Here is a 22,042-nt window from a genome sequence, read left to right on the forward strand (position 1 = left end):
AATGTTAATGTACTGTAAAGATTAAATTAAAAAACTTCTAATAAACTATTTATTTCTATAGATTTTTTCTATAGTTAAAATAAAAAAGGCGGCAATTCATAATGAATCTCTTAAAATTAGAAATTATAGTACTTATTAAGAAATACAAAAAGCTTACAATCGTTGCAGAAAAACTTGGCGTTAAACAACCAACTATTACATTTCATATAAAAAGCTTAGAAGAAGAACTCGGTGTATCTCTATTCGAATTACGTTCTGGAAGGTATTTCTTAACAGAGGCTGGTGAGGCTTTGCACCATTATGCTTGTAAAATAGATGCACTTATGAAAGAAGCTAGACGTGTCACGCAAGAGTTTAAAGATTTTCATAAAGGTGCTATAACAATCGGCGCTAGTTATGTACCAGCGACTTATCTTTTGCCAGAAGTCGTTCATCAATTTCAATGTGAATTTCCCAATATAAAAATAACGCTACTAGTGAAAACAGCCCCTGAAATTCGAATGATGCTACAAAATCACGAAATCGATCTTGGGATAATTTCCGCTGCTCCATTTGATGAACCACTTTTAAAACAAACGAATATAATGCCCGATACACTTGTTCTTGCCTTTTCCAAAGAACATTATTTTTCAAAGAAAGACAATGTATCGTTACAAAATATCGAAAAGGAACGCATACTATTGCATCGTAATCCATCTACAACGAGAGATTTACTTACACAATGGACGTTGGCGCACAACATTACATTCCAATCTGAAATTGAATTAGACTCATTAGAAACGATGAAACAAATTTTAAAATATGGTAATGGAATTGCCTTTATTTCTAAACTTGCTATCGAGCAAGAAATACAACGAAATGAGCTATGCTATATACCAATCCCTGAATTTGAATTTCAGCGTAACATTTATACGATTCATCATGAGGACAGATGGAATTCTAAAATCATTTCTTTTTTACTACAGAGCATCACTTCATTTGCAACAAAAAATTAAAAGGCTGTCATTATGCACGACAGCCTTTCAAACTATAAATCTATTTATTTTTCTTTGCCTCAATTTTTGCTTGCGCCTCTTCAGCCTTATCTAATGCTTCTGATACTTTCTTCTCTTTTTCTTTCACTTCATCTATACTATCGACAGCTTTAATAATTTTATCGATTCCTTCTTCTTCTACCTTTCTACGCTTTGCCACTCTTTCATTTACTTTCTCTTCCACATCTTTTGCTTTTTGAAGCATATTCTCTGCATTTGATGTTACAGCTTTTTCAAGTTCATCATCTTTTTTCTTTTGTAACACTTCATTTGCAATGTCTTTCGCTTCTAAATACTTACCGTCTTTTAATGCTGTTGCTCCGTGATCCATTCTCTCAGCAACTTCTTTATATGATTTCGCTTCATTTCCTGCTTTCTCTTTTTCTGCTTTTTCGAACCACATTGTTGCATCACTATACTTTTCATCTTTCAATGATTGCATACCTGTTTCAATATATGTGTCATAATTGCTACATCCAGCCATTACGACTAATAGAAAAAGCATAACAAAACTTAATTTTTTCATGCTGTTGTCTCCTTTTCTTTGCAAGCTCACTTTACTTTAACATACATGAAAAAGAGTTTCAAAAACTAAAATACTAATTTAGTCATTTTTATAATGATAAGTCAAATTTTTATTATTTTCTTATTTTTAAGCGGACACATCTACTTGTTTTTTCGCCATATGTTGCTTTACTCCAACTAATACAACTAACAATAACCCTCCACCTATTGTCATCATAACAATGCTAGTTGGCAACATATCTAATAGTAGTCCATATACAATCATACCAAGCGGTGCGATTGCAGTCGCAATTGTTTCAAGTAGGCCAAACACACGCCCTAGGTAGCTGGGATCTGTCGTTTTTTGCATATGTACTTGCATTGGAATGTTTACAATCATAATTGCTATACCAGTTAACATCATAAAAGCAATATAGTAAATAAAACTTGCTACTTTTGGAATGACAACTAACAACGGAAAGACTGTACATAAACTTAAACCTGCAAACAAAAACAGTCCAGTATAAATAGAACGAAATGGATTATTCACTTCTTTACGCACTGATAAAGCAATCGCTCCCATTAGCATCCCGACTGCTAACATTCCCTCTACAGTACCGAGTTGCCTTGAAGATAAATGTAATGTATGGACGATAATGTACGGAAGTGCAACTGTTAGACCACACGCAAAAAAGTTTACCCACAATGCTATTTTCATTAAACCATATATTTCACGTTGTCTTTTTACATATAAAAAACCTTCTTTTATACTCGTCAAGAAATGCTCTGTACTTTCAGCCACTTCTTTTTTATATAAATCAAATACGATAAATAATTGCAAAATAACCGCTAAAAAGAACGTAATGCTATTTAATAGGAAAAACGATTTAATTGAAAAGAAACCATATACAACTCCGCCAATAATCGGTCCTAAAATATTTGATAAAGAAGCTGCCGTTTGATTTAAAGCACTCGCTTTTTGAATACGTCCTTCATCTACTAAACTCGGAATAGACGAAGTTAATGCAACAGAATAAAAACTTGCACAAATTGATAATAATGCTGCTGAAATATAAATAAAAAGAAGTGATGGCCCAAATATAGTAGCAAGAATAAACATACTAAGCATCGTTAAACTACTTAATAAATCAGTACCAATGACAAGCCATTTTCGATTCACACGGTCTGCTACAGCACCAGCAATTGGGCCACAGATCATCCTTGGAAGTGATCCGCAAACGAGCGTAATTGCAAACCCCATCCCTGAACCAGTAGTCTTTAATACATATAACCCCATTGCGAACGTATAAATACCTGCGCCTAATAAAGACGTCATTTTTCCAATCATCATTAAAATGATATTTCTAGTTGCAATCTTCATTCTTGAATCATGTTGTCCTATACTTATATCTCCCATTTTTGACTCTCTCCCCTTAAAAGTTAAATTGTGTTAAACTTATTATATAATCAACTTTCCAATTTTCACAACAAAAAGTTAAATACAATTAAACTTTTTAAATATAAAGGAGCAATAATATGGCAACTCTCGGTGAAAAAATTAAAGCATTACGAAAAGATAAAAAGCTTACGCAAACAGCACTGGCAGGTTCGGAACTGACAAAAAGTATGCTTAGTCAAATTGAAAATGGAAAAGCTACACCTTCTATGAAAACATTACAATATATTGCGGAAAAACTTGAATGTGAAACTAGCTTTTTATTAGAAGAAGATGAAGAAGAAATTGTGGAACTCATTCAAAAAATGGAGCCATTAATAAAATCAAATAAATGCGATGAAGTATACAAGACTTTACTACCTATCGTTCAAAAAGAACTATCCCTTACTTTAAACACAGCACGTTTATATAAACAATTCATAACTGGAGCGGCCATTATGAACGATTATAATATTGAATATTACGTTGAAACAGCTGTTTCTATATTTGAAAAATATACTTTGTATCGTGAAAGTACCGAAACGAAATTACTGTTTTACTATATGCTCTACAAACGGAAAAAATATAAAGAATGTTTACAGTTGATTACCAAAATTCGCGATGAATATAAAACGAAGAATTTAGAAATGGATCTTATTACACATATACAATTATATTTAAAAGAAGCAATTATTTTACTCGCATATGGTAATTATGAAAAATGTGAAAAAATCATTTTAGATGCACTTGCATTTTCAAAAAAACATCAAGTGTATTATAAAACAGATGAATTTTACCGTATTTTATCTTATCAAAAAATCATTACAACCGATAAAGAACGATATTTATATTACATAAAAAAATCGGAGCAATTTGCCATTTTTACAGAAGATACTTTATCCGCTGCAAATATAGATATATTAAAAGCTTATTACTACAATACCGTTACAAATGAATATACAATTGCATTAGAACATTTAGAACAATTCCGAGAAAAACTAAAAGATGTACCGATTTTTCAAGAAGATGGATTGTATTATCTTGAAAAAGGAAAATCTCTGTATGGTTTAAAACGTTACGAGGAAGCTTTGGAAACATTAAAACGTGCTAATATTCCAGATTATATGAGTCATCCACTTGATCAGTCATGGTTATTAACAGCTGGCTCATATCGTGCCCTGTGTCATATAGAACTTCAAGATAAACCAGCTGCTCTGAAAGAAGCAAAAGAAGCAGTTCAAACGATAGATGGTTATCCTGATTCCATCTTTTCTTCATTTATTAAAGAAACATTACAAATAATACAAAAACTTTAAGAATGTCTCTAAATGGTATATTATTCCTCTTTTTTAGCAAAGATAATAATGATGGGAGGAATATAAATGAATATACAACGTGCAATAGAGCTTTCTGTGTCAGCGGAACAAGCCAATGTCAGTTTTCAAGGCATGCCTGTTATGATTCAACACGTCGATGAAAGCAATGAAACCGCCCGCATATATGAAGTAAAAAACCCAGGACGCGAATTAACTGTTCCAGTTAATAGCTTAGAGGAAATATAAGAAATGCCACTTCTCTTTTGAAGTGGCATTTTTCTTATTTCAGATTACTTATTATAAATTTCTTCAATCTTTTATTTTACATGAGCTGAAAAAATAAGAATTTTCTACTTCTTTTCTTTTTATGACCTGCTAAAATACAAACTATGGATTAATTATTCGTACTATACATTAAGGAGGAAAAATAATGGCATCTAATTTAGAAAAAAACAAGCCTTATTATGCAGTTATATTCACTTCTAATTTATCAAATGATACAACAGACTATAATACCGTTGCCGGAAAAATGGAGGAACTTGCAAAGCAACAACCTGGATTTTTAAGTGTAGAAAGTGCACGAGGTAATTCTGGACTCGGAATAACAATTTCTTATTGGGAATCACTTGATGCGATTGAAAATTGGAAAAAGAACGCCTTACATAAAGAAGCGAAAAAAAGAGGTCGTGAGCAATGGTATGAAAACTTCCACCTGCGTATCTGCCTTGTTGAGAAAGAATTTAAGTTTCAAAGAGGCACAATATAACTATGAAGAAAAAAGTAGCTCTCGTTATTGTTCATGAAATATATGGTGTGAACGACCATATGCATCACGTTACCAACCACTTTACTTCATCTCATATAGACGTATTCTGTCCTAACCTTCTACAATCGCAACATGCATTTCATTATCGTGATGAAGAAAAAGCATATGAACATTTTGTAAATCATATTGGATTTGATTATGGAAAAAAGCAAATTGAAGAATTCATTTCTCATCTTTCTAGTAGTTATACACATATTGGACTTATCGGCTTTAGTGTTGGAGCTACCATCTCATGGCTATGTAGTAACAATCCGAAAATAGATTTTATTATCGGATGTTACGGTTCTCGTATACGCGACTATGTTCACATAAAGCCTACATGCGCTACACTACTTATATTTCCTGAAAAAGAAGCTAGTTTTTCAGTATCCTCTTTAATTCAAACATTGCAGCAACAAAATAATCCTTTATTAGAAATAAAACAACTACACGGTGAACATGGATTTCTAAATCCGTACACTGAAAAATATAACAGGCACTCTACAAAACAAGCATACAATTTAATAGATTCATTTCTTGTAAAGTGAAACTTCAATCAGTGGGGGGCATCCCCCACCTAATCTCTTTTCTTACGTTGAGTTTTAAGGTGTGGGTCTTACTGCCCATGCGTGATAAAAACAATCTTATAAAGGAGACTCGAATGACGCTGACATTACTCTTACTTGTTTTCATACTCATTGCCTTTATCTCAGCGCTAACTATCATTTTTAAAACCGTAAAAAAAGGACTATTTTTCAACCGCTCCTACTTACAATCTATTATCATTTGCATTTTATTTTTTACAAATTGGATTTTATATGTAACAACTTTTTATTCGTTACTCCCCGAGAAAGTTAGCGAGTTCATATTCCTGCCCATTTGGTTTTTCCTTTGTATTTTAGGATTTATCGCTTTTTGGCACGAATGGAGAAATAATCGTGTGTTCTCGATATGTATTGGTTTTCTTTCCTTTATTAGTTTTCTATTTTGGTTATTGTTGTTAGTTCTTTCGGGGATGTAATAGAAGAAGGAAGAAAAGCCAACTTTCAACTTTTCTTCCTTCTATCTTTACCTTTAGCTTTCACTGTCACTGATTCACAAGGTGTATAATATATTTGAGGTGTCGCCTTATCAACAAACATCATAAACGTAATAAAGCCGATAATAAAGAAAATAAACAACGTTAACAAAATTGCTCCTATCGTTAAAAGTATCATAACACCACCCCTATATTTTTCATGTTATTACACTTTTCGCTATTATATGAGCGTAATCCTTTTTAGAAAAAGAAACGTAACAAAATAATCACAACCACTCCCGTTAATACTGTACCTAATAAACTACGAGTATATATTGCAACAAGAAATGTTGGGATTGCTGCAATAAGATAATCCCACTGCATCGTCTCATGCATAAATAAAACTTGTGCTAAAAGCGCTGCTAATATCGCAATTGGTATGTAATTTAACCATTTTAAACCCCAGTCAGGAATTTGTAGTTTGCTAAATACGAGTAGAGGTAAAATACGTGGCACGAGTGTAACAGCTCCTGCTGCTAGTAAAAGTAATAATACATCTAATCTCATTTCCATTTTTCAATCACCACTCCAATCGTCGCAGCTAGTAATGTTGCGATAATAACCGCTATACTATCTGGCATAAATAGGTGTGAAACGTATGCGATAATAATCGATACAATTGCAACACTTAAATGAATTACTAGTTTTGGTTTACTACTTATGAGCTGAAGAACAAATAATCCGATAAACATCGCTGGTAATGCATAATCCATCCCGTATGTATGTGGATTTGGTATCCACTCACCAAATAGCCCACCAATAATGGTAGCAAGTATCCAATTTAAATACGCTGTTACGTTAAGCCCAATCATCCATCTTTCACCTAAATATCCTTTTTGCGCTGCATGCTGCACTGCAACGCCGAAAGTTTCATCTGTAATTTGCGAACCGATAATGACGTTTTTTAATAGAGGTAGTTTCGTAAAGTACGGCGCGAGGGCAGCACTCATTAATAAATGGCGTAAATTAACAAAAAATACAGTAAAAATAATTGCGGAAGCAGGAGCACCGGCTGCATACATACCAGCTAATATAAATTGGGCAGAACCTGCATAAATTAAAGTGGACATAAATGCAATTTCAATGATAGAAAAACCTGCTGTTTTTGCAATTACACCAGCTGCTATACCGATGCTCAAGTAACCAAATACAGTTGGTAAACAATCTTTTACTCCTTGCTGAAATGTATCATCGCTCTGCAAAGCTACATGTGCCTGAGCTTTACTCATCTCTATCATCCTCCATTCCTTCTAAAGTTCGTTTTCCTGTTACGACATGAACTAAATCTATATTTTCACGCCATAACGTATCTAACTTATCAGCTCCAAATTCCTTTGTGATTTCCTCAACCATAATATCGTGGCGCACATACTCTGTAGCAACGAGAACTAGCGCTGGGTCATACGTTGTAACAGCCCATGAAGTGCTATCATTTGAGAAGTTCGCAATTAATACTTCCTCTCCATCACGAGCAATAACAGTTAAATGACCACCCATTCTCTTTTCAACAACGTGGGGCGTCATATAATTATGATGAAACGTGGCTCCTATTTTTGTTTCTGGAGCTCCAAATAAGATTGAAAATATATGTACGCCTTCCTCTTCCTTTTGATGAATGTATGGCTCAATTTCATGCACTTGATCTTCCCATACAGAAATCCATAATTCTTCCTTTGCCCTATTAATTATATTGCATATTTCTTTTAAAACACGATCATTTGAGCGAATATGCGAAATTACATCTATTTGTCGCTCTTGTTCTAAACAATTTAGTTTCTCATCTAAAAATTCAAAGGACTTTTCAAAGTCTTTTCGCATTCGATTCATTAATTCGGTAGCTGGTACTGGTACATATTTAACTGGTTCAGAAGGTACAATATGCACCGCTCCTTTATCCATTAACTTACCGAGTACCTCGTAAATCATAGAACGAGGTACTCCTGTTTGTTTACTCACTTCATAGCCTGTTACTGGGGAGTGTTTTAACAATCCAATATACGCTTTACATTCATACTGGGAAAATCCTAACTTTTGTAATTCCTTTATAATTTCATCCATCGGTAACCCCTCACAATCTAAATCGCTCTTACTTCAAAACGACGATTTTGCTTCCCTTTACTTTTTACTTTATCAATAACAAGTGTTCCTATTTCACTCGTATTTATCACATGTGTGCCTCCACAAGCTTGTTCGTCTAAATTTTCAATTGTAACAATGCGGATTTCTTGGATAGTAGTTGGCAGGAGATTTATTGCTGTTTTAATCATTCCTACAGCATTTTCTGCTTCTTCGCGGCTCATATAGCGAGTGGAAATTTCTTTATTTTGCTCAATAAGTTTATTCACTTCCTCAACAATTTCTTCTACTTCCACGCTCGATAACTCTTGTAACTCATTAAAATCGATACGGGCTTTATCAGGATAAATTTGGTTTCCGGTGCATAGTGCTCCATACTTTTCATAAACAACAGCTCCGATAAGATGCAGTAAAGAGTGATGACGCATTAAATTATGACGTCTTTCCCAATTAATCTCTAATTTAACTGGACCTAATTTTACTTGAGCTTCATCTTTTATATAGTGAACTATTTCTCCCTGCTCCCTCTTTACTTTTTCAACTTCAAATACAGACCCATCTTGTACAATGACACCCGTATCACATTCCTGCCCTCCACCAGTTGGATAAAAAACTGTTTCTTTTAGAAATACTTTATTCCCTTCTACTTTTATCACTTCTGTTTCGCAACTCGTTTTGTATGCATCTTCTAAATATAATGCCGTTGTCATACTCTCACCTCTTTAGTAGTTATAGTTATACCTACTAATATAAAAAATAACATTCATACAGTCAACTTATATTTCAGAATTTTTAATTTCAAACAAAAAAAGCCTTTTACAATAAGGCTTTTTTCTACATGCTATTATTTTAACTGTAAAGTATTTAATATGTTCCCCGCCAAATGCTCCCGTAAAGTAGAACCTGTATACTCTTCCCTAAATACACCCGCCTTCACAAATAAAGGGATGACTTCACTAAAGAATAGATTTAGTGACTTTGGAGGTCCTCCTGGAATAGCAATAAATCCATCTAACGCCCCTGCCTCAAACCTATCCATAATTTGCTTCGCAACGTCCTGTGGTGTACCAACCGCAACCCAATGAGCCGATCCAACAACTTCTGGTCGTTCTAGTATTTGTTCAACTGTTGGTTCATTTTTAATAATGAAGTTCCGTAATAACTCGGCATGAGTTTTACTACGTACAGTTTGATCCCGACTCGGCAGCATCTCTTCCGTAATTTTACTTTCTAGCGGAATCCCTCTCGCATCTAATCCGAGAACCATTTCAAGTAACGTATATCTCTTCTCTTTTGTGAGATGTTGATGAGCTTGCCTATGCATTTCTAACGCCTCTTCATATGTATCACCTATAAAGAAATATAATCCAGGTAATACGCGTATAGCATCTTGCTTTCGGCCATGTTTTTCTGCTCTTCTTCTTAAATCTTGACGAAGTTCAATACCTGACTCTACATCTGGCGTTGCGGCAAAAATTGCATCAGCAACAGAAGCAGCAAAATTCCGACCAGACTCTGAAGCACCGGCTTGAAATAATGGCATTTCTCCTGATATATGCTGCGGAATATTAAGTGGACCTTTTACCTTAAAGTACTCACCATTATGCTCAATAGGCTTTACCATCTCTCTAATAACATCAGGATTATCTACTTTCAATACTTCATTAGGGTGACTCCTCCAAAGTTTTCTTACTAACTCTGTACATTCTGCCGCTTTCGCGTATCGTTCCTCAGATGATGGCATCCCTTCCTCACCAAAGTTTTCAGCACCGTCAATGGATGTAACAATATTCCACCCTACTCGGCCGTTACTAATCCAGTGTAACGATTGTAATTGCCTTGCTAATATATATGGTGGATAAAACGAAGTTGAAGCAGTTGTAACGACTCCAATTTTTTCTGTCGCATAAGCAATAGCAGTAAACAGTAACGTCGGGTCTAAAATGACACTCCCTTTATTACGAGCAATTAAATCTGGGTGCGCCACTAAATAATCGGCTTTAAAAACAAAATCTAACTTAGCCTTTTCTGCCTGTAGTGCCAACTCTACTTGTTCATCAATTCCGGAATTAAACTCATTCAATTCTTCTTTCTTTCTAGAAATTAAACATAATCCAATGCAAAGTTGATTCTTTGTAGACATATATACACCATCCCCTTGTTTTTAATTCACTTAGTTAAACAAATGTTGCTGTCATTATGAAATTCTATTCTTATGAAAATAGATAAAATGATATTGATAATCATTATCATTTTATGATGTAACTGTAATAAAAGCAATAACAAAAAAGACTCCCACTTTTGGAAGTCCTTTATCTCAATATTTCATTCGCTTCTTTTTCATAAATTTTATCAAATGACGTCATAACGCGCTGTGATGCTTGAATCATCTTTTGATCCGTCATAAGATCTGCCATCTCTTTCGTCATATCTACATTTGAATTTTCTAGCATATGATTTTTTACTATTCCTGTTCCGTTCGGTAAATTAGCAATGTTTCCTTCTGCTAGTGTAAAGCTTTTGTTTTCACGTTGCACGAGACGTGCATTCGTTTCTGCATCTACTGTTTTTGTTTGCAAACGAGCAATATTATTTTGTGTGACTTCATCATATAATGTACCGTCTGCTTGTACAGCAACCTTTGCTCCTTCTGGAATACGAATACGCTCATTATTCTCTCCCATTACGAAAGCACCTGAAGATGTTTGTAAATAACGATCACTATTTAATGTGAAACTACCATCTCTCGTTAAAAACGTTTCATCATTTTTAGAAGTAACGAAAAATGATGTTGTGCCGGCTGCGCCGTCATCTAAAAAGAAATCTGTAGCGCTATTTGTCATTTGTATATTTCCTTGTACTAAATTCACATGTGTTGCAGCTGGTACTACAGCATAATCGACCGAACCGATATTTGTTACCGCCCCATCTCCGCGGCGATATGTGTCTTGTACATCAAATACTTTAGACGTCATATTTTCTGCTTTAAATCCTGTCGTTTGAGCATTTGCAACGTTATTCGAATGAACATTAATTCGCTGCATGTAGTTCATCATACCCATAGAACCTATATAAAGACCGTTCATATTCGTTTGAATAAGGCAAGCGCCTTATTCTTCACCTCTTTTCTACGATGTTTGTAACATTTGTTTCGCTAAATGTTCAGCTGTAGCGATATGTATATTTTTCCTTATGTCTTGGCCGTCTGTCATTAATACAATAGGAGCTGATGATACTGCTGGAATTTTCAACAATTCACCACTACTTGCTGTTTCATCAAATTTTGTAAACACAATACCATCTATATGAATATCTTTAAAGTTTGTAATGATTTCAATCATATCTTTACTTTTCATCGAAGCTGATAACGTTAAACAAATATAATCTGGTTCTACTTGTCCCATCGTTTCAATCATTTCTTCCACTGTTTCTGTCGTACGATAATTTTTTCCGGCTGTATCAATTAAAATATAATCGACGCGCGCTTCTTCTTTAAAATACGTAAGCGCTCTTGTCATGGCAGCTTCATCACGCACAGCAATTACTTCCGATCCAATTGTCTTTACGTTATCTTGCAATTGCTGCACTGTCCCTATGCGTGAATGATCTGTCGTTATAAAACCAACTGTTTTGTTCTTACCGTGAAATTGCCATGCCATTTTCGCAAGCGTCGTCGTTTTACCAACACCAGTTGGACCGATTAATGCAATTGTTTGTACTTCTTTTTCAAAGACGTTTTCCGTATTGAAATGAGATTTCATATCTTCCAATATGTACCTAATAACTTCTTCTTCCGTAATCATCGTTGCATTTTCAAACTTTATTTTTAACTTTTCAGCATATGCATAAATGAAATATTGTTCTACATCGTTTTGTTCTAGCATCCGAATTACTTTTTGAATAATAAACGGTACAGATTCTTGATTTTCTTTCTTTGGAACTACTTCTTCTTTCTTTACCGGAACGACTTGTTTCACAACTTTTTTCTTTTTCGGTACTTCCGTTTCTTTCGTCTGTTTCACCACGACAATTCCTTTTTCAAACAGCTTTAATAGTTTTTCTTTTTTTCTTGCCCATTCTTCACTATTTCCTGTTTGCATTGCCGCGTATGACATAGAAGTCGTTACGTTTTCTAAATTGTGCAGTACTGATTGAATTCCATTCGCCTTCACAATTTGTTCTGAAGGATCATTCACAACATCCATTAACTGTTCATGAAATTGAGCTGTACCTTCATTCACTTCTTCCTGTTTTTCTTCTGGAAAAGCAACTAACATTTCATAATCCTTTTTCCAGAAAAACGGTATATTTCGTTTTACACTTTCATCGACAACGTAATAATAATCTGTACCATATTGGTCAAATAACTTTCGATACAATTCATTTTTCGAAGCTGCTTTTATTCGCATTAACGCTTCTTTCTTTTCTGTACTTTCCATTACTTCACCCCCTACTATTCAATATAGGCAATTTGATCCACAACAATTTCTGGTGCTAATTCGCTAATACAAAGTACTTGTGCTTCCACTTGATAACGTTCTAGCAGTCTTACAATCGCAAATCTAAAATCTTTTCTACGTGTTAATAACACTGGTTCTCTTCCCATTAAACGTGCTTGCTTAAAGACGCGTTGCACTTGCTCAACGACACGTGTTTCTAAATCTAAATCCCAGTTTAATAAGTAACCTTGATATGAATTATTCACAACATCCGCATCTAACTCAATTGAATCAGAGAAGAGCGCTGCATATATTTTTCCGTCCGGATTTTTCGCATTTTCACAAATAACTTTTGAAATACATTCACGAACAAATGATGTCACACCGTCAACGTGATTTTGATACACTTCTTTTCCGTCAATAATACCTTCAATAATTGTTGGTAAATCACGAATAGAAATACCTTCTTTTAGAAGTTGTTTAATAACATTTTGAACGAGTGATAAATCAATTTCTTTCTTCTTAATCTCTTCTAATAGAACGCCATTATCATTTTCAAGCGAGTTAATTAAGTCTTTTACATGTTGACGCTGAATTAATTCATGAAGATTACGTCTAACGACAACATCTAAATGTGTAATTAATATGCTAAGTGGCTCTAACACTTGATAGCCTTTCATTTGTGCATCTTGCACCATATGCTCTAAAATCCAATACCCATCTTCACCGAAAATCGGATCTTTCGCTGGCTCTGCATCTAAATCAGCCATTACGTTCGGTGTTTTCAATGCTAATAAATAACCTGATTTTAAAACACCCTCAGCTGCCTTCGCACCTTTAATTCGAATAATGTAACGTCCGCGTGGTCTAAAGCTCGTGTTATCTTTAAAGTTAATTCCAGGAACATTAATACCGAGGTCAGTAATAATCGACTTCCTCATAAGAACAACTTTATCACGAGCTGTTTCCCCGTTAATTTTCTGCTTTACAAGTGCTGCTAAATCTAAACCGAGTTCTACAATAATCGGATATTTATCCGTAAATACTCCGAATGAATCTTCCACTTGTTGCAGTTGCTCATCTTCGCCTTGAATCATTTCTAATTCTTTTTGAAGCTCGTCTTCTTTTTCTTTCTTTATTCGATTTTTATTACGAATGCCTAAGAAAATAATCGTTCCACCAACGAGTGCGAATGGTAGAAACGGTAGCGGAGTAAAAATACCCATTGCGATAAATAAACCACCAAGTGCATATACAACGACTTCATGCGCTAATAACTCTTTAAAGATACCTTCTGTTACCGTATCAGGTGAGCCGTCAAATACACGCGTTACGATAATACCTGTTGAAATTGCAAGCATTAACGAACCGATTTGGTTTACGATTCCGTCACCGACAGTCAACTGTGTATAATGAAGAGCTGCATCTGCAAAGCTCATTCCTTGCTGCATCATTCCGACAATTAAACCGAAAATAATGTTTACGAATAAAATGACAATCCCGAAAATAACGTCCCCTTTAATGAACTTTCCGGCACCATCCATCGCCCCGTAAAACTCTGTTTCCATATTTAATTTTTTTCGTTTTGCTTGTGCATCTTTTTCTGAAATAATACGCTGGTTTAAATCAGCATCGATAGACATTTGTTTCCCTGGTAAAGAATCAAGTGTAAAACGAGCTGCTACTTCAGCTGTACGAGACGCACCGTTTGCAACGATAAACTGGAATATGATTAAAACTATAAAAATAACGATACCAATTAATAAGTTCCCGCCAATTACGAACTGGCCAAACTCTTCAATAACATGACCGGCATTTCCGTCTGTTAAAATCGCTCGCGTCGTCGAAACGTTAATCGATACGCGGAAAATCCCGATTAATAACAACATCGTCGGAAATGACTTTAATTCATCCCACTCGTTAATACTTGTCGCTCGCATATAAATAAGTACTGACATACTTAGCAGAAAAACGATAACGATATCAAGTATAAATGGTGGAAGTGGAATTAAGAGCGCCACAACGAATGACGCTGCTAAAAAGATAGAAAAATAGGTTCTTGCAGAATCTATCTTAAACAAAGAGATCTCCTCCAAACGCGCTATTATACTTCAAGTTCATTCGTCTGAATTAAATAGCGCATAACTTCAATTACAGCTACGTATAAATCTTCAGGAATTGTCTCATCTTCCTCGACTTGATAATATAAAGAACGAGCAAGCGGACGGTTTTCCACCATTGGTATTTCATGTTCACGGGCAAGCGTTCGTATATATAATGCGAGCTCATCTTCCCCTTTTGCAACGACAATAGGCGCCGCATCAACTTGTTTATTGTACCGAAGCACCACTGAAATATGCGTCGGGTTGTTCACAATAAACGTTGCACCATCCATCTTCTTCGCGATTGTCCCTTGCAAGATCGCATGCATAAAGTTTTTTCGTTTCCCCTTTACTTGCGGGTCCCCTTCATTATCTTTATGCTCTTGTTTCACTTCTTCTTTTTTCATCTTAATATCTTGTTCGTACTCCCATTTTTGATAAATGAAATCAATAATAGAAAGAACGATTAAAATAATTAAAATGGCTAAAAAGATAAATTTAATTTGGCTAATAATTTCAGTAAGTGACGCTGTCCAGTTAAATCCAATCATACTGACGATTTTCTCTAAATTCTTTTTAAAGAGAACGTACGAAACGTAACCGATTAATCCCATATAAAACAGTGATTTCAAAATATCTACTAAACTTTTACGACTAAACAATCTCGTAAAATAGTTTTTCGGATTAATACGTGACGCTTTCGGTTTAATGACTTTAGAAGAAAATAGGAAGCCGACTTGAATCATATAATTGAATAAATGAAAAGCATATACGAGTATTAATATCGGAGCCGATACTTTCAGTAATAAAATCCCCATTAAATAAAAATACTCGGTTGAATCTGTATTTTTTCCAATTTGATCAAACAGCACCGCTACGGAATTCGCAATCTCAAACCCTAGCCAATCTCCGAAAAAGTAAACGACAACTGCTAATACGAGAATGGAAAATAAATTATTTAAATCTTTACTTCGGGCAATATTCCCTTCTTCACGCGATTTTTTACGCTTCTGCGGGGTGGCCTTTTCTGTTTTATTATCCTTTGCCATGCGCGTCCCCCTACTTCGTTAAGAAAAAGTTAAATAGTTTCGTATACTCTTCAAGTAATACATCCGTCATATTTTTAAACACATAACCGAGCATCGGTACACTCATCGCAATAAACAAAATACCACATGTAATTTTAATTACGTATGCATTCATAAAAACGTTTAATTGTGGAGCATTTTTTGCAATTAAAATAAGAACAAAGTTAATGATGAATAAACTTCCCATAAGCGGCAGAGCAATTTCAACCGCTGATGTGATCGCAAATAATAACGTTGCGAGTAGACTATCTAAAAAACTAGTCGTCAACAATTTTGAAATCGCCTCTGTATATTGAAACGACTTTAAAATCGTGGCAACGAAATAGTTAATGCCGCCAAGTGAAATAAAAATAATGAGAAAAAATATATCAAAAATGGTTGATAGTAAAGTAGACTGTGAGCCCGCATTTACATCAAACAAACTTGCTTGTGATAAACCGATATCAAAGTCTAAAATATGCCCTGCCATTTTCGGAATGTTCCACAGCATCTCTACAATTTTTGAAAGTGATAAACCAATTACAATTTGCGTTGCTGCATAAGCTGCAACGTCCCAAACTGTCTTGATGTGAGAGACATCCACTTGATCGGCCACTGTAATTGAAAGAGCAAGTCCAAATGTAACCTTTGCCATCGCTGGAATGGATCGGCCTGAGAAAAACGGTAAAAAATATAAAAATGAAGTAATGCGACAAAACGCAAAAAACGTCGCCGCCCATAATTCCATATTCATTTCAGTTCACCTATCTTAGTACGAACGCAATAGCGATGGGATTTTATCAAATAAATCTAAAATAAGCATCGTTAACTCTTGGAACATCCACGGACCTAAAATGATAATAACGAGCACAATACTCGCCATTTTCGGTAAAAACGTCAGCGTTTGCTCTTGAATTTGCATCATCGCCATAATAACCGCGATAATAATAACGACAATCAGACTTACAACGGCAATCGGCATTAAAATCATAACCCCTTTATAAAAAAAGGTTTGGAAAATATCTATAATTGGTGACGTATTCATTTATATGACTCCTATCACATAGCATCAAGCGCTTCAGGCGACCGTCTTAAACATAATATCGACAATTTTTGTATATCCACCTAAATATACGAAAACGAGTATTTTAAACGGTAAACTTAAAATCATCGGCGGTACCATCATCATCCCGAGGTACATTAAAAGTGTACTAATAATCAAATCTATAAATACAAACGCTAAATAAATGAACATCCCTGTTAGTAAACCTTTTTGAATTTGCGTTAACGTAAAGGATGGTACGAGTGTAAATAAGGAAAGATCTTTCAAATCTTTCGGCAACTCTTCTCCGCGTACTTTCAGCATCATTTTCAAATCATGCTTATACGTATGCTTTGACATATATTCTTTCATAATAGGAGCTGTCGTTTCCGCAGCTTGACTTACTGTTATTTTCTCTTTCGTCATCGGATCCCACACATCGCTCTTCAGTTGCCCGAGTACAGGCTGCATCGTAAAGAGTGATAAAAATAATGCAAGTCCAACAAGCACTTGGTTTGGTGGTAAATTCATTACCCCAAGTCCTTGACGTGTAATCCCAAGAACGATCATAAAATAAGTAAAATGTGTAAATAATAGAACGATAGAAGAAGATAATGATAAAAGGGTAACGAGCGCAAATAGTTGTACACTTGAATTACTCGTAAACTCTTTTCCATTTTCGAAATTAATAAAACCGTTCGGGGCCGCATACGCTGGATTTACAAAAATAATTGAAAAAACGATAGAAAATACGAAAATAACGGCTAATAATAATAACTGTTTCTTTATTCTCATGATGGATCCTCTACTTTTTTCGTTTCAGTCTTCACCGCGTCTTCTAGTGCTTGTTGAAACTGATTTCCTGTTCCGGTTAATTGCACAGACTGTACACCGTTATTACTAATAACAGTGAACACTTGCTTTCCGTCCACTTCAAATAAAAAGGCACTCGTTTGATGATTTAAATACACGCCGTCTTTTACTTGAATATGGCCATTTTCACCCTGCTTAAAAAACTGCTGTTTGCGCGTCTTTTTTGTCATATAATATGTACCATAACCGAGCGCACCAAACAGTAAAACGACTTGAAATAAGGTCGTCATATACGACATATGACTCCTCCTCTACTCTTTATCTTGCATTTGACTTTGCGCTTTCATAAGCGCCGCCTGTTTCTTGTCAGCTTCAATTTCAGAAATGATAATACCGAATTTCTCGTCCATTACGATTGCTTCACCGATGCCGACTTTCATATTACTTAAATACACATCTACTTTATGTCCTAAGTTTTTCTCTACTTCAAGAACATCGCCAACTTTTAACTGCTTTACATCACCAAGTGTAATAGATGACTTTCCAAGCTTTACACCAAGTTCAATCGAAATATCTGAAACAGTATCAATATGTGCTTTACCTGCTTCATTCCGCTTTCCTGCAAAATCTTCTAATCCCATTAATGACACGGGAGATACTTCATGCTTCATATGGATCCTCCTACTCTACAAAACTTTTAAATAGGAGCGCCTTACGCGTTCCATCTTTTCCAATAAAACAATTAAATTTATGCTTTCCATCTACATAACCAAGTAATTCATCCGAAACTTTCGTATGAAGCGGAATAATATCGCCTTCTTCAATTTGTTCAATCTCACTCATTGTCATTTTCTGCTCACCAATTGCAACGTGAACAGGTTTGTACACTTGATTTACTTTCACTTCCACTTCAGACGTATACTTCCTACGTTTGTCCGAAGAATGTTCGACAATATTTTCAGACGTTAACTTATCCATAATTTCTTCAACAGATAAGAACGGAATCCCGATACGCACCGTCGTATTCCAGAAATCTGTTTTCATATTTACGTTAAGTAATGAAATTATATCGCTCGCTGTCGTAATCTTTAATGCATTCGGATCTGTTTCCGTCGTTACAAATTTTGGTTCAATCGCAACAACACTTTCAAATGATTGCTCTAAATTTTTACAAAGAAGCAAGAATATATTATCAAGCGTTAAAAACTCAAACGCTGTTAACGGTCTGCGCATCGTAAAGTTACGCTTACTATCTCCGCCAAGCCAACATTCATGAATATAAATAACGAATGCTAAATCAATCTCAATAACAATTTCTCCAAGCTCTGGTAAACCGAGATCAATCACGCAATATAAATAATAATCTTTCGGCATTTTCTCCACATACTCACTCGTAAATGGAACTTGCTCAACTGTTGAAGGCTCTAGTTCAATTGGAATACGCATGCGCGCTGATAACGTCTGTGACGTCTGTTTTCCAAACGTAGAAGCAATCGCTTGCAAACTACGTAAATGCTCAACACCGAACTTCTCTGGTCTATTAAAATCATACTCTTGAAATTTCTCTTGCTTTCCTGCTTCTTGTGCGAAAGCTGGCATTTCCTCGCCTTCATTTACCGCCTTCAGCAGGGCATCAATTTGCTCTTGGCTTAATTTTTCGCCACTCATGACAATCCCCTTCCCTACCTTTTCAATTCAACGATTTCAACGTACATCTTCCCATTCTTCGTCAAAATCTTTCCGGTTCCAATCTCTTCATTCTCAAGCATAAGACGCACCGTATTTTTCGTTGAATTTTCAAGACGATACAATGTACCTTTCGTAATATGAAGCAGATCTTCAATTTTCTTTTTCGTATTTCCGATTTCAAAATAAATTGTTAACGGAATATCATCTTGTAATTTCAAATCTAGCCAACTCCCATATCATGTTCACGAAAATTTCATGTTCTCTCTATATGAAACTTCTTATTTTGAAACGTCGATATTTAATATTTTTTTAATATATCCTTGCGTTTCTTTAAATGGCGGTACGCCTCCGTACTTTCTCACATTGCCAGGACCAGCATTATAAGAAGCAAGTGCCAATACTAAGTCGCCGTTATTTTTCTTTAAATAACCGCTTAACTCTTTCACGCCACCTTCAATACTTTCAGCTGGTGAAAAGGGATTCTTCACACCCATCTCCTTCACATTCGCTGGCATAAGCTGCATAAGTCCCATCGCACCTGCGTGTGACACCGTTTTCGGATTAAAATTAGACTCTACTTCAATCATTTTTTGAATTAACGTTTTTGGAATTCCATATGTACGACTTACACGATCAATAATATCCTCATACTTCCCTTCATTAGAAGAACGTATTTTTTGAATATTATACTTCTTCGTTAATTCCCACGTATCAGCAGCCTCATTTTTCGTTTCTGGGAAACGTCGTTCAAACTCTTTTTGCGCAACTTGCACTTCATCTGCTTTCTTCGTTTCAGCCTTTTCTTCAGGCTTACTCGCTTCATCTACTTTATTAATAGTTTCTACCGGCTTATTAACAACCGCTTCTATTTTCGTAGATTGTACCGGCTGACTCATATCTTCTATGTTTGCCGGCTGCGTAGTAGCCTTCGTCTCCTTCGCAGGCTCACTCTGTAACTTCTCTTGAAAACGACTACTAACGAATGCTTGTGGACTACTTAGCTTTTGCTGAATTTGCCCTTTCTTATATGCAAGCACTTCTTTTACTATATTTCCAACTATCATAATATCACCTTTTCGGTAAACAAAGATAATCTAATATTAGAGTTTTTTTTTAAAGTTTGCAATAATCCTTTTAATAATTATGTAATAAAAAAAAGAATATATTGTTAAACTGTTATTTTTTTATATTTATTAATTCGAATTTTTAGTTGACACCCGTTGTAGCAAGGATTACAATAAATCTCGAAATTGATTTTTTCGCATATTACCGTTTTTCAATTTGCAGAAAAGTCAATATAAAAAAATGGGGGTTTCTTAACATGAGAATTAATACAAACATTAACAGCATGCGTACTCAAGAGTACATGCGCCAAAACCAAGCAAAAATGAGCAACGCTATGGACCGTTTATCAAGCGGTAAACGTATCAACAACGCTTCTGACGATGCAGCAGGTCTTGCAATCGCAACTCGTATGCGTGCTCGTGAAAGTGGATTAGGTGTTGCTGCTAACAACACACAAGACGGTATTTCATTAATCCGTACAGCTGATTCAGCAATGAACTCAGTATCTAACATCTTACTTCGTATGCGTGACCTTGCAAACCAATCTGCAAATGGTACAAATACTAATGAAAACCAAGCTGCATTAAACAAAGAATTTGACGCATTAAAAGAGCAAATCGATTATATTTCTACAAACACTGAGTTTAATGACAAAAAATTATTAGATGGTTCAAATACAGAAATCGCAATTCAGACATTAGATAACGCTGATACAAGTAAACAAATTAACATTAACTTATCTAATGTATCCACTAAAGAATTAAAACTTGATACTTTATCTATCGGAACTGATAAAGTTAACAAAACAACATATGCGACAACTACAAAATCATTTGATGATCTTGGAAAGGCAACAGAGACTACTAAAGCGACGCTTGATCCAAAAGTAAAAGCTACTATGGAAGAATTTGATAAAGTTAAATCTTTCATGTCTGCAGATGATGTAAAGAAAATTGAAGCAAAATTAGAAATCTACAATAAAGCAGACGATGGTGGATCAAAAGCTGCAGCAAATGATTTAGGTGCAGAATTTGCTAAATTAACAAAACTTGAAACTTCAGATCTTAAAGCTGATGCTTCTGGTGCAATCGCGTCTATCGATACAGCACTTAAAAACATTGCATCTAACCGCGCAACTCTAGGTGCTACATTAAACCGTCTTGACTTTAACGTAAACAACCTTAAGAGCCAATCTTCTTCTATGGCTTCAGCTGCTTCTCAAATCGAAGACGCTGATATGGCGAAAGAAATGTCTGAAATGACTAAGTTCAAAATCTTGAACGAAGCTGGAATCAGCATGCTTTCTCAAGCAAACCAAACTCCACAAATGGTTTCTAAATTATTACAATAAGCCATTTGAGCTAGTTTCTTGAATAAACCTCTCTGCTTGCGGAGAGGTTTATTTTTTCTATATAGATAGATTGAAAGATTTTTTAACTTAAAGAGAAGCTCTAATCATATTTAGTAGCGGTCAGGGCCTGTTTTATCCTAGTTCCGTGTATGAAAACAAAAAGATATAGTGAGCATACGCCCCTTTTTCTTTTCATAACCGTTTATTAGCTTTAGAACACTAACTA

27 protein-coding genes are annotated in these 22,042 nt (G+C 35.1%); 7 read left to right on the top strand and 20 right to left on the bottom strand.

Annotated elements, in window-relative coordinates:
• Positions 1-101: 101 nt before the first annotated feature.
• The gene (locus DN400_RS06590) at positions 102-995 is read left to right on the top strand and encodes a LysR family transcriptional regulator (protein ID WP_001050585.1); all 894 of its coding nucleotides are present in this window, start codon (positions 102-104) and stop codon (positions 993-995) included.
• A 40-nt stretch (positions 996-1,035) separates the two neighbouring features.
• On the opposite strand, the gene DN400_RS06595 is transcribed toward DN400_RS06590, so the two are convergent.
• The gene (locus DN400_RS06595) at positions 1,036-1,560 is read right to left on the bottom strand and encodes a COG3014 family protein (RefSeq protein ID WP_000736425.1); all 525 of its coding nucleotides are present in this window, start codon (positions 1,558-1,560) and stop codon (positions 1,036-1,038) included.
• 126 nt (positions 1,561-1,686) lie between these two features.
• Complete coding sequence (locus tag DN400_RS06600) at positions 1,687-2,955, bottom strand: MFS transporter (protein WP_065228583.1); 1,269 nt, start codon at positions 2,953-2,955, stop codon at positions 1,687-1,689.
• Positions 2,956-3,074: 119 nt separating this feature from the next.
• On the opposite strand from DN400_RS06600, the gene DN400_RS06605 reads away from it, so the two are divergent.
• The 5 genes from DN400_RS06605 to DN400_RS06625 all read left to right on the top strand — a co-directional run bounded on the left by DN400_RS06605 (position 3,075) and on the right by DN400_RS06625 (position 6,115).
• Positions 3,075-4,289 (top strand): helix-turn-helix domain-containing protein, encoded by a 1,215-nt coding sequence (locus DN400_RS06605; protein WP_000212337.1) that lies wholly within the window; start codon positions 3,075-3,077, stop codon positions 4,287-4,289.
• A gap of 66 nt (positions 4,290-4,355) precedes the next feature.
• Complete coding sequence (locus DN400_RS06610; protein ID WP_001025734.1) at positions 4,356-4,535, top strand: H-type small acid-soluble spore protein; 180 nt, start codon at positions 4,356-4,358, stop codon at positions 4,533-4,535.
• Positions 4,536-4,719: 184 nt separating this feature from the next.
• Positions 4,720-5,055, top strand: coding sequence for an antibiotic biosynthesis monooxygenase family protein (locus DN400_RS06615; protein WP_097853432.1), 336 nt, complete (start codon positions 4,720-4,722; stop codon positions 5,053-5,055).
• A gap of 2 nt (positions 5,056-5,057) precedes the next feature.
• Positions 5,058-5,642: a dienelactone hydrolase family protein gene (locus DN400_RS06620; RefSeq protein ID WP_065228581.1), complete on the top strand. Its 585-nt coding sequence runs from the start codon at positions 5,058-5,060 to the stop codon at positions 5,640-5,642.
• A 113-nt stretch (positions 5,643-5,755) separates the two neighbouring features.
• Positions 5,756-6,115 carry a hypothetical protein gene (locus DN400_RS06625; RefSeq protein ID WP_080477852.1) on the top strand — a complete coding sequence of 120 codons (360 nt, stop codon included), beginning with the start codon at positions 5,756-5,758 and terminating at the stop codon, positions 6,113-6,115.
• Positions 6,116-6,140: 25 nt separating this feature from the next.
• Here the strand turns inward: DN400_RS06625 and DN400_RS06630 are convergent, their stop codons facing one another.
• The 18 genes from DN400_RS06630 to DN400_RS06715 form a co-directional block, all read right to left on the bottom strand.
• Positions 6,141-6,311, bottom strand: a complete 171-nt coding sequence (locus tag DN400_RS06630; RefSeq protein ID WP_000602229.1) for a DUF3951 domain-containing protein — start codon at positions 6,309-6,311, stop codon at positions 6,141-6,143.
• A 62-nt stretch (positions 6,312-6,373) separates the two neighbouring features.
• Positions 6,374-6,685: an AzlD domain-containing protein gene (locus DN400_RS06635; RefSeq protein ID WP_000425944.1), complete on the bottom strand. Its 312-nt coding sequence runs from the start codon at positions 6,683-6,685 to the stop codon at positions 6,374-6,376.
• Entirely contained in the window at positions 6,676-7,401 is a 726-nt protein-coding gene (locus DN400_RS06640) for an AzlC family ABC transporter permease (protein ID WP_147801582.1), read from the bottom strand. Before DN400_RS06640 ends, DN400_RS06635 begins: the two co-directional genes overlap by 10 nt.
• Positions 7,394-8,230: a TrmB family transcriptional regulator gene (locus tag DN400_RS06645; RefSeq protein ID WP_016513054.1), complete on the bottom strand. Its 837-nt coding sequence runs from the start codon at positions 8,228-8,230 to the stop codon at positions 7,394-7,396. Before DN400_RS06645 ends, DN400_RS06640 begins: the two co-directional genes overlap by 8 nt.
• A 17-nt stretch (positions 8,231-8,247) precedes the next feature.
• Positions 8,248-8,958 (bottom strand): alanyl-tRNA editing protein, encoded by a 711-nt coding sequence (locus DN400_RS06650; protein WP_147801583.1) that lies wholly within the window; start codon positions 8,956-8,958, stop codon positions 8,248-8,250.
• Positions 8,959-9,092: 134 nt separating this feature from the next.
• Entirely contained in the window at positions 9,093-10,391 is a 1,299-nt protein-coding gene (locus DN400_RS06655) for an NtaA/DmoA family FMN-dependent monooxygenase (protein ID WP_097821558.1), read from the bottom strand.
• A gap of 169 nt (positions 10,392-10,560) precedes the next feature.
• The gene (locus tag DN400_RS06660; protein ID WP_001013934.1) at positions 10,561-11,334 is read right to left on the bottom strand and encodes a flagellar basal-body rod protein FlgG; all 774 of its coding nucleotides are present in this window, start codon (positions 11,332-11,334) and stop codon (positions 10,561-10,563) included.
• A 42-nt stretch (positions 11,335-11,376) separates the two neighbouring features.
• Positions 11,377-12,687, bottom strand: coding sequence for a flagellar biosynthesis GTPase FlhF (gene flhF / locus DN400_RS06665; RefSeq protein WP_071730842.1), 1,311 nt, complete (start codon positions 12,685-12,687; stop codon positions 11,377-11,379).
• 14 nt (positions 12,688-12,701) lie between these two features.
• Positions 12,702-14,768, bottom strand: a complete 2,067-nt coding sequence (flhA, locus tag DN400_RS06670) for a flagellar biosynthesis protein FlhA (protein ID WP_065228578.1) — start codon at positions 14,766-14,768, stop codon at positions 12,702-12,704.
• A gap of 23 nt (positions 14,769-14,791) precedes the next feature.
• Entirely contained in the window at positions 14,792-15,838 is a 1,047-nt protein-coding gene (flhB, locus tag DN400_RS06675) for a flagellar type III secretion system protein FlhB (RefSeq protein WP_065228577.1), read from the bottom strand.
• 10 nt (positions 15,839-15,848) lie between these two features.
• Positions 15,849-16,610 carry a flagellar biosynthetic protein FliR gene (locus tag DN400_RS06680; protein WP_001055695.1) on the bottom strand — a complete coding sequence of 254 codons (762 nt, stop codon included), beginning with the start codon at positions 16,608-16,610 and terminating at the stop codon, positions 15,849-15,851.
• 15 nt (positions 16,611-16,625) lie between these two features.
• A complete protein-coding gene (locus DN400_RS06685; RefSeq protein ID WP_001098080.1) occupies positions 16,626-16,901 on the bottom strand; it encodes a flagellar biosynthetic protein FliQ in 276 nt (91 codons plus the stop codon).
• A gap of 33 nt (positions 16,902-16,934) precedes the next feature.
• The gene (locus tag DN400_RS06690) at positions 16,935-17,693 is read right to left on the bottom strand and encodes a flagellar type III secretion system pore protein FliP (protein ID WP_065228575.1); all 759 of its coding nucleotides are present in this window, start codon (positions 17,691-17,693) and stop codon (positions 16,935-16,937) included.
• The gene (locus DN400_RS06695) at positions 17,690-18,010 is read right to left on the bottom strand and encodes a flagellar motor switch protein FliN (protein ID WP_147801584.1); all 321 of its coding nucleotides are present in this window, start codon (positions 18,008-18,010) and stop codon (positions 17,690-17,692) included. The genes DN400_RS06690 and DN400_RS06695 overlap by 4 nt, the downstream gene beginning before the upstream one ends.
• Positions 18,011-18,022: 12 nt before the next feature.
• Positions 18,023-18,382: a flagellar motor switch protein FliN gene (gene fliN, locus DN400_RS06700; protein ID WP_000680010.1), complete on the bottom strand. Its 360-nt coding sequence runs from the start codon at positions 18,380-18,382 to the stop codon at positions 18,023-18,025.
• Between the two features lie 10 nt (positions 18,383-18,392).
• Positions 18,393-19,379, bottom strand: a complete 987-nt coding sequence (gene fliM, locus DN400_RS06705; protein WP_000012361.1) for a flagellar motor switch protein FliM — start codon at positions 19,377-19,379, stop codon at positions 18,393-18,395.
• Positions 19,380-19,393: 14 nt separating this feature from the next.
• Positions 19,394-19,618 (bottom strand): flagellar motor switch protein FliN, encoded by a 225-nt coding sequence (locus tag DN400_RS06710; protein ID WP_000775712.1) that lies wholly within the window; start codon positions 19,616-19,618, stop codon positions 19,394-19,396.
• Between the two features lie 60 nt (positions 19,619-19,678).
• A complete protein-coding gene (locus DN400_RS06715; protein WP_098447242.1) occupies positions 19,679-20,464 on the bottom strand; it encodes a lytic transglycosylase domain-containing protein in 786 nt (261 codons plus the stop codon).
• Between the two features lie 257 nt (positions 20,465-20,721).
• Here DN400_RS06715 and DN400_RS06720 point away from each other — a divergent pair, with 257 nt between their 5' ends.
• Positions 20,722-21,816 (top strand): flagellin N-terminal helical domain-containing protein, encoded by a 1,095-nt coding sequence (locus DN400_RS06720; protein ID WP_016513058.1) that lies wholly within the window; start codon positions 20,722-20,724, stop codon positions 21,814-21,816.
• The last annotated feature ends 226 nt before the right edge of the window (positions 21,817-22,042 follow it).

Origin of the sequence: Bacillus sp. AR8-1, assembly GCF_008042345.1 — a bacterium.
Classification (GTDB): Bacteria; Bacillota; Bacilli; order Bacillales; family Bacillaceae_G; genus Bacillus_A; species Bacillus_A cereus.

What these genes read in the sequence shown, in the direction of transcription:
- DN400_RS06600 (WP_065228583.1), bottom strand. Translation starts at nt 2,955, where the DNA reads ATGGGAGATATAAGTATAGGACAACATGATTCAAGAATGAAGATTGCA.
- DN400_RS06715 (WP_098447242.1), bottom strand. Translation starts at nt 20,464, where the DNA reads ATGATAGTTGGAAATATAGTAAAAGAAGTGCTTGCATATAAGAAAGGG.
- DN400_RS06695 (WP_147801584.1), bottom strand. Translation starts at nt 18,010, where the DNA reads ATGTCGTATATGACGACCTTATTTCAAGTCGTTTTACTGTTTGGTGCG.
- flhF (WP_071730842.1), bottom strand. Translation starts at nt 12,687, where the DNA reads ATGGAAAGTACAGAAAAGAAAGAAGCGTTAATGCGAATAAAAGCAGCT.
- fliM (WP_000012361.1), bottom strand. Translation starts at nt 19,379, where the DNA reads ATGAGTGGCGAAAAATTAAGCCAAGAGCAAATTGATGCCCTGCTGAAG.
- DN400_RS06635 (WP_000425944.1), bottom strand. Translation starts at nt 6,685, where the DNA reads ATGGAAATGAGATTAGATGTATTATTACTTTTACTAGCAGCAGGAGCT.
- DN400_RS06590 (WP_001050585.1), top strand. Translation starts at nt 102, where the DNA reads ATGAATCTCTTAAAATTAGAAATTATAGTACTTATTAAGAAATACAAA.
- DN400_RS06610 (WP_001025734.1), top strand. Translation starts at nt 4,356, where the DNA reads ATGAATATACAACGTGCAATAGAGCTTTCTGTGTCAGCGGAACAAGCC.
- DN400_RS06645 (WP_016513054.1), bottom strand. Translation starts at nt 8,230, where the DNA reads ATGGATGAAATTATAAAGGAATTACAAAAGTTAGGATTTTCCCAGTAT.
- flhB (WP_065228577.1), bottom strand. Translation starts at nt 15,838, where the DNA reads ATGGCAAAGGATAATAAAACAGAAAAGGCCACCCCGCAGAAGCGTAAA.
- DN400_RS06595 (WP_000736425.1), bottom strand. Translation starts at nt 1,560, where the DNA reads ATGAAAAAATTAAGTTTTGTTATGCTTTTTCTATTAGTCGTAATGGCT.
- DN400_RS06655 (WP_097821558.1), bottom strand. Translation starts at nt 10,391, where the DNA reads ATGTCTACAAAGAATCAACTTTGCATTGGATTATGTTTAATTTCTAGA.
- DN400_RS06690 (WP_065228575.1), bottom strand. Translation starts at nt 17,693, where the DNA reads ATGAGAATAAAGAAACAGTTATTATTATTAGCCGTTATTTTCGTATTT.
- DN400_RS06625 (WP_080477852.1), top strand. Translation starts at nt 5,756, where the DNA reads ATGACGCTGACATTACTCTTACTTGTTTTCATACTCATTGCCTTTATC.
- DN400_RS06685 (WP_001098080.1), bottom strand. Translation starts at nt 16,901, where the DNA reads ATGAATACGTCACCAATTATAGATATTTTCCAAACCTTTTTTTATAAA.
- DN400_RS06620 (WP_065228581.1), top strand. Translation starts at nt 5,058, where the DNA reads ATGAAGAAAAAAGTAGCTCTCGTTATTGTTCATGAAATATATGGTGTG.
- DN400_RS06640 (WP_147801582.1), bottom strand. Translation starts at nt 7,401, where the DNA reads ATGAGTAAAGCTCAGGCACATGTAGCTTTGCAGAGCGATGATACATTT.
- DN400_RS06630 (WP_000602229.1), bottom strand. Translation starts at nt 6,311, where the DNA reads ATGATACTTTTAACGATAGGAGCAATTTTGTTAACGTTGTTTATTTTC.
- fliN (WP_000680010.1), bottom strand. Translation starts at nt 18,382, where the DNA reads ATGAAGCATGAAGTATCTCCCGTGTCATTAATGGGATTAGAAGATTTT.
- DN400_RS06650 (WP_147801583.1), bottom strand. Translation starts at nt 8,958, where the DNA reads ATGACAACGGCATTATATTTAGAAGATGCATACAAAACGAGTTGCGAA.
- DN400_RS06605 (WP_000212337.1), top strand. Translation starts at nt 3,075, where the DNA reads ATGGCAACTCTCGGTGAAAAAATTAAAGCATTACGAAAAGATAAAAAG.
- DN400_RS06680 (WP_001055695.1), bottom strand. Translation starts at nt 16,610, where the DNA reads ATGAATATGGAATTATGGGCGGCGACGTTTTTTGCGTTTTGTCGCATT.
- DN400_RS06660 (WP_001013934.1), bottom strand. Translation starts at nt 11,334, where the DNA reads ATGAACGGTCTTTATATAGGTTCTATGGGTATGATGAACTACATGCAG.
- DN400_RS06720 (WP_016513058.1), top strand. Translation starts at nt 20,722, where the DNA reads ATGAGAATTAATACAAACATTAACAGCATGCGTACTCAAGAGTACATG.
- DN400_RS06615 (WP_097853432.1), top strand. Translation starts at nt 4,720, where the DNA reads ATGGCATCTAATTTAGAAAAAAACAAGCCTTATTATGCAGTTATATTC.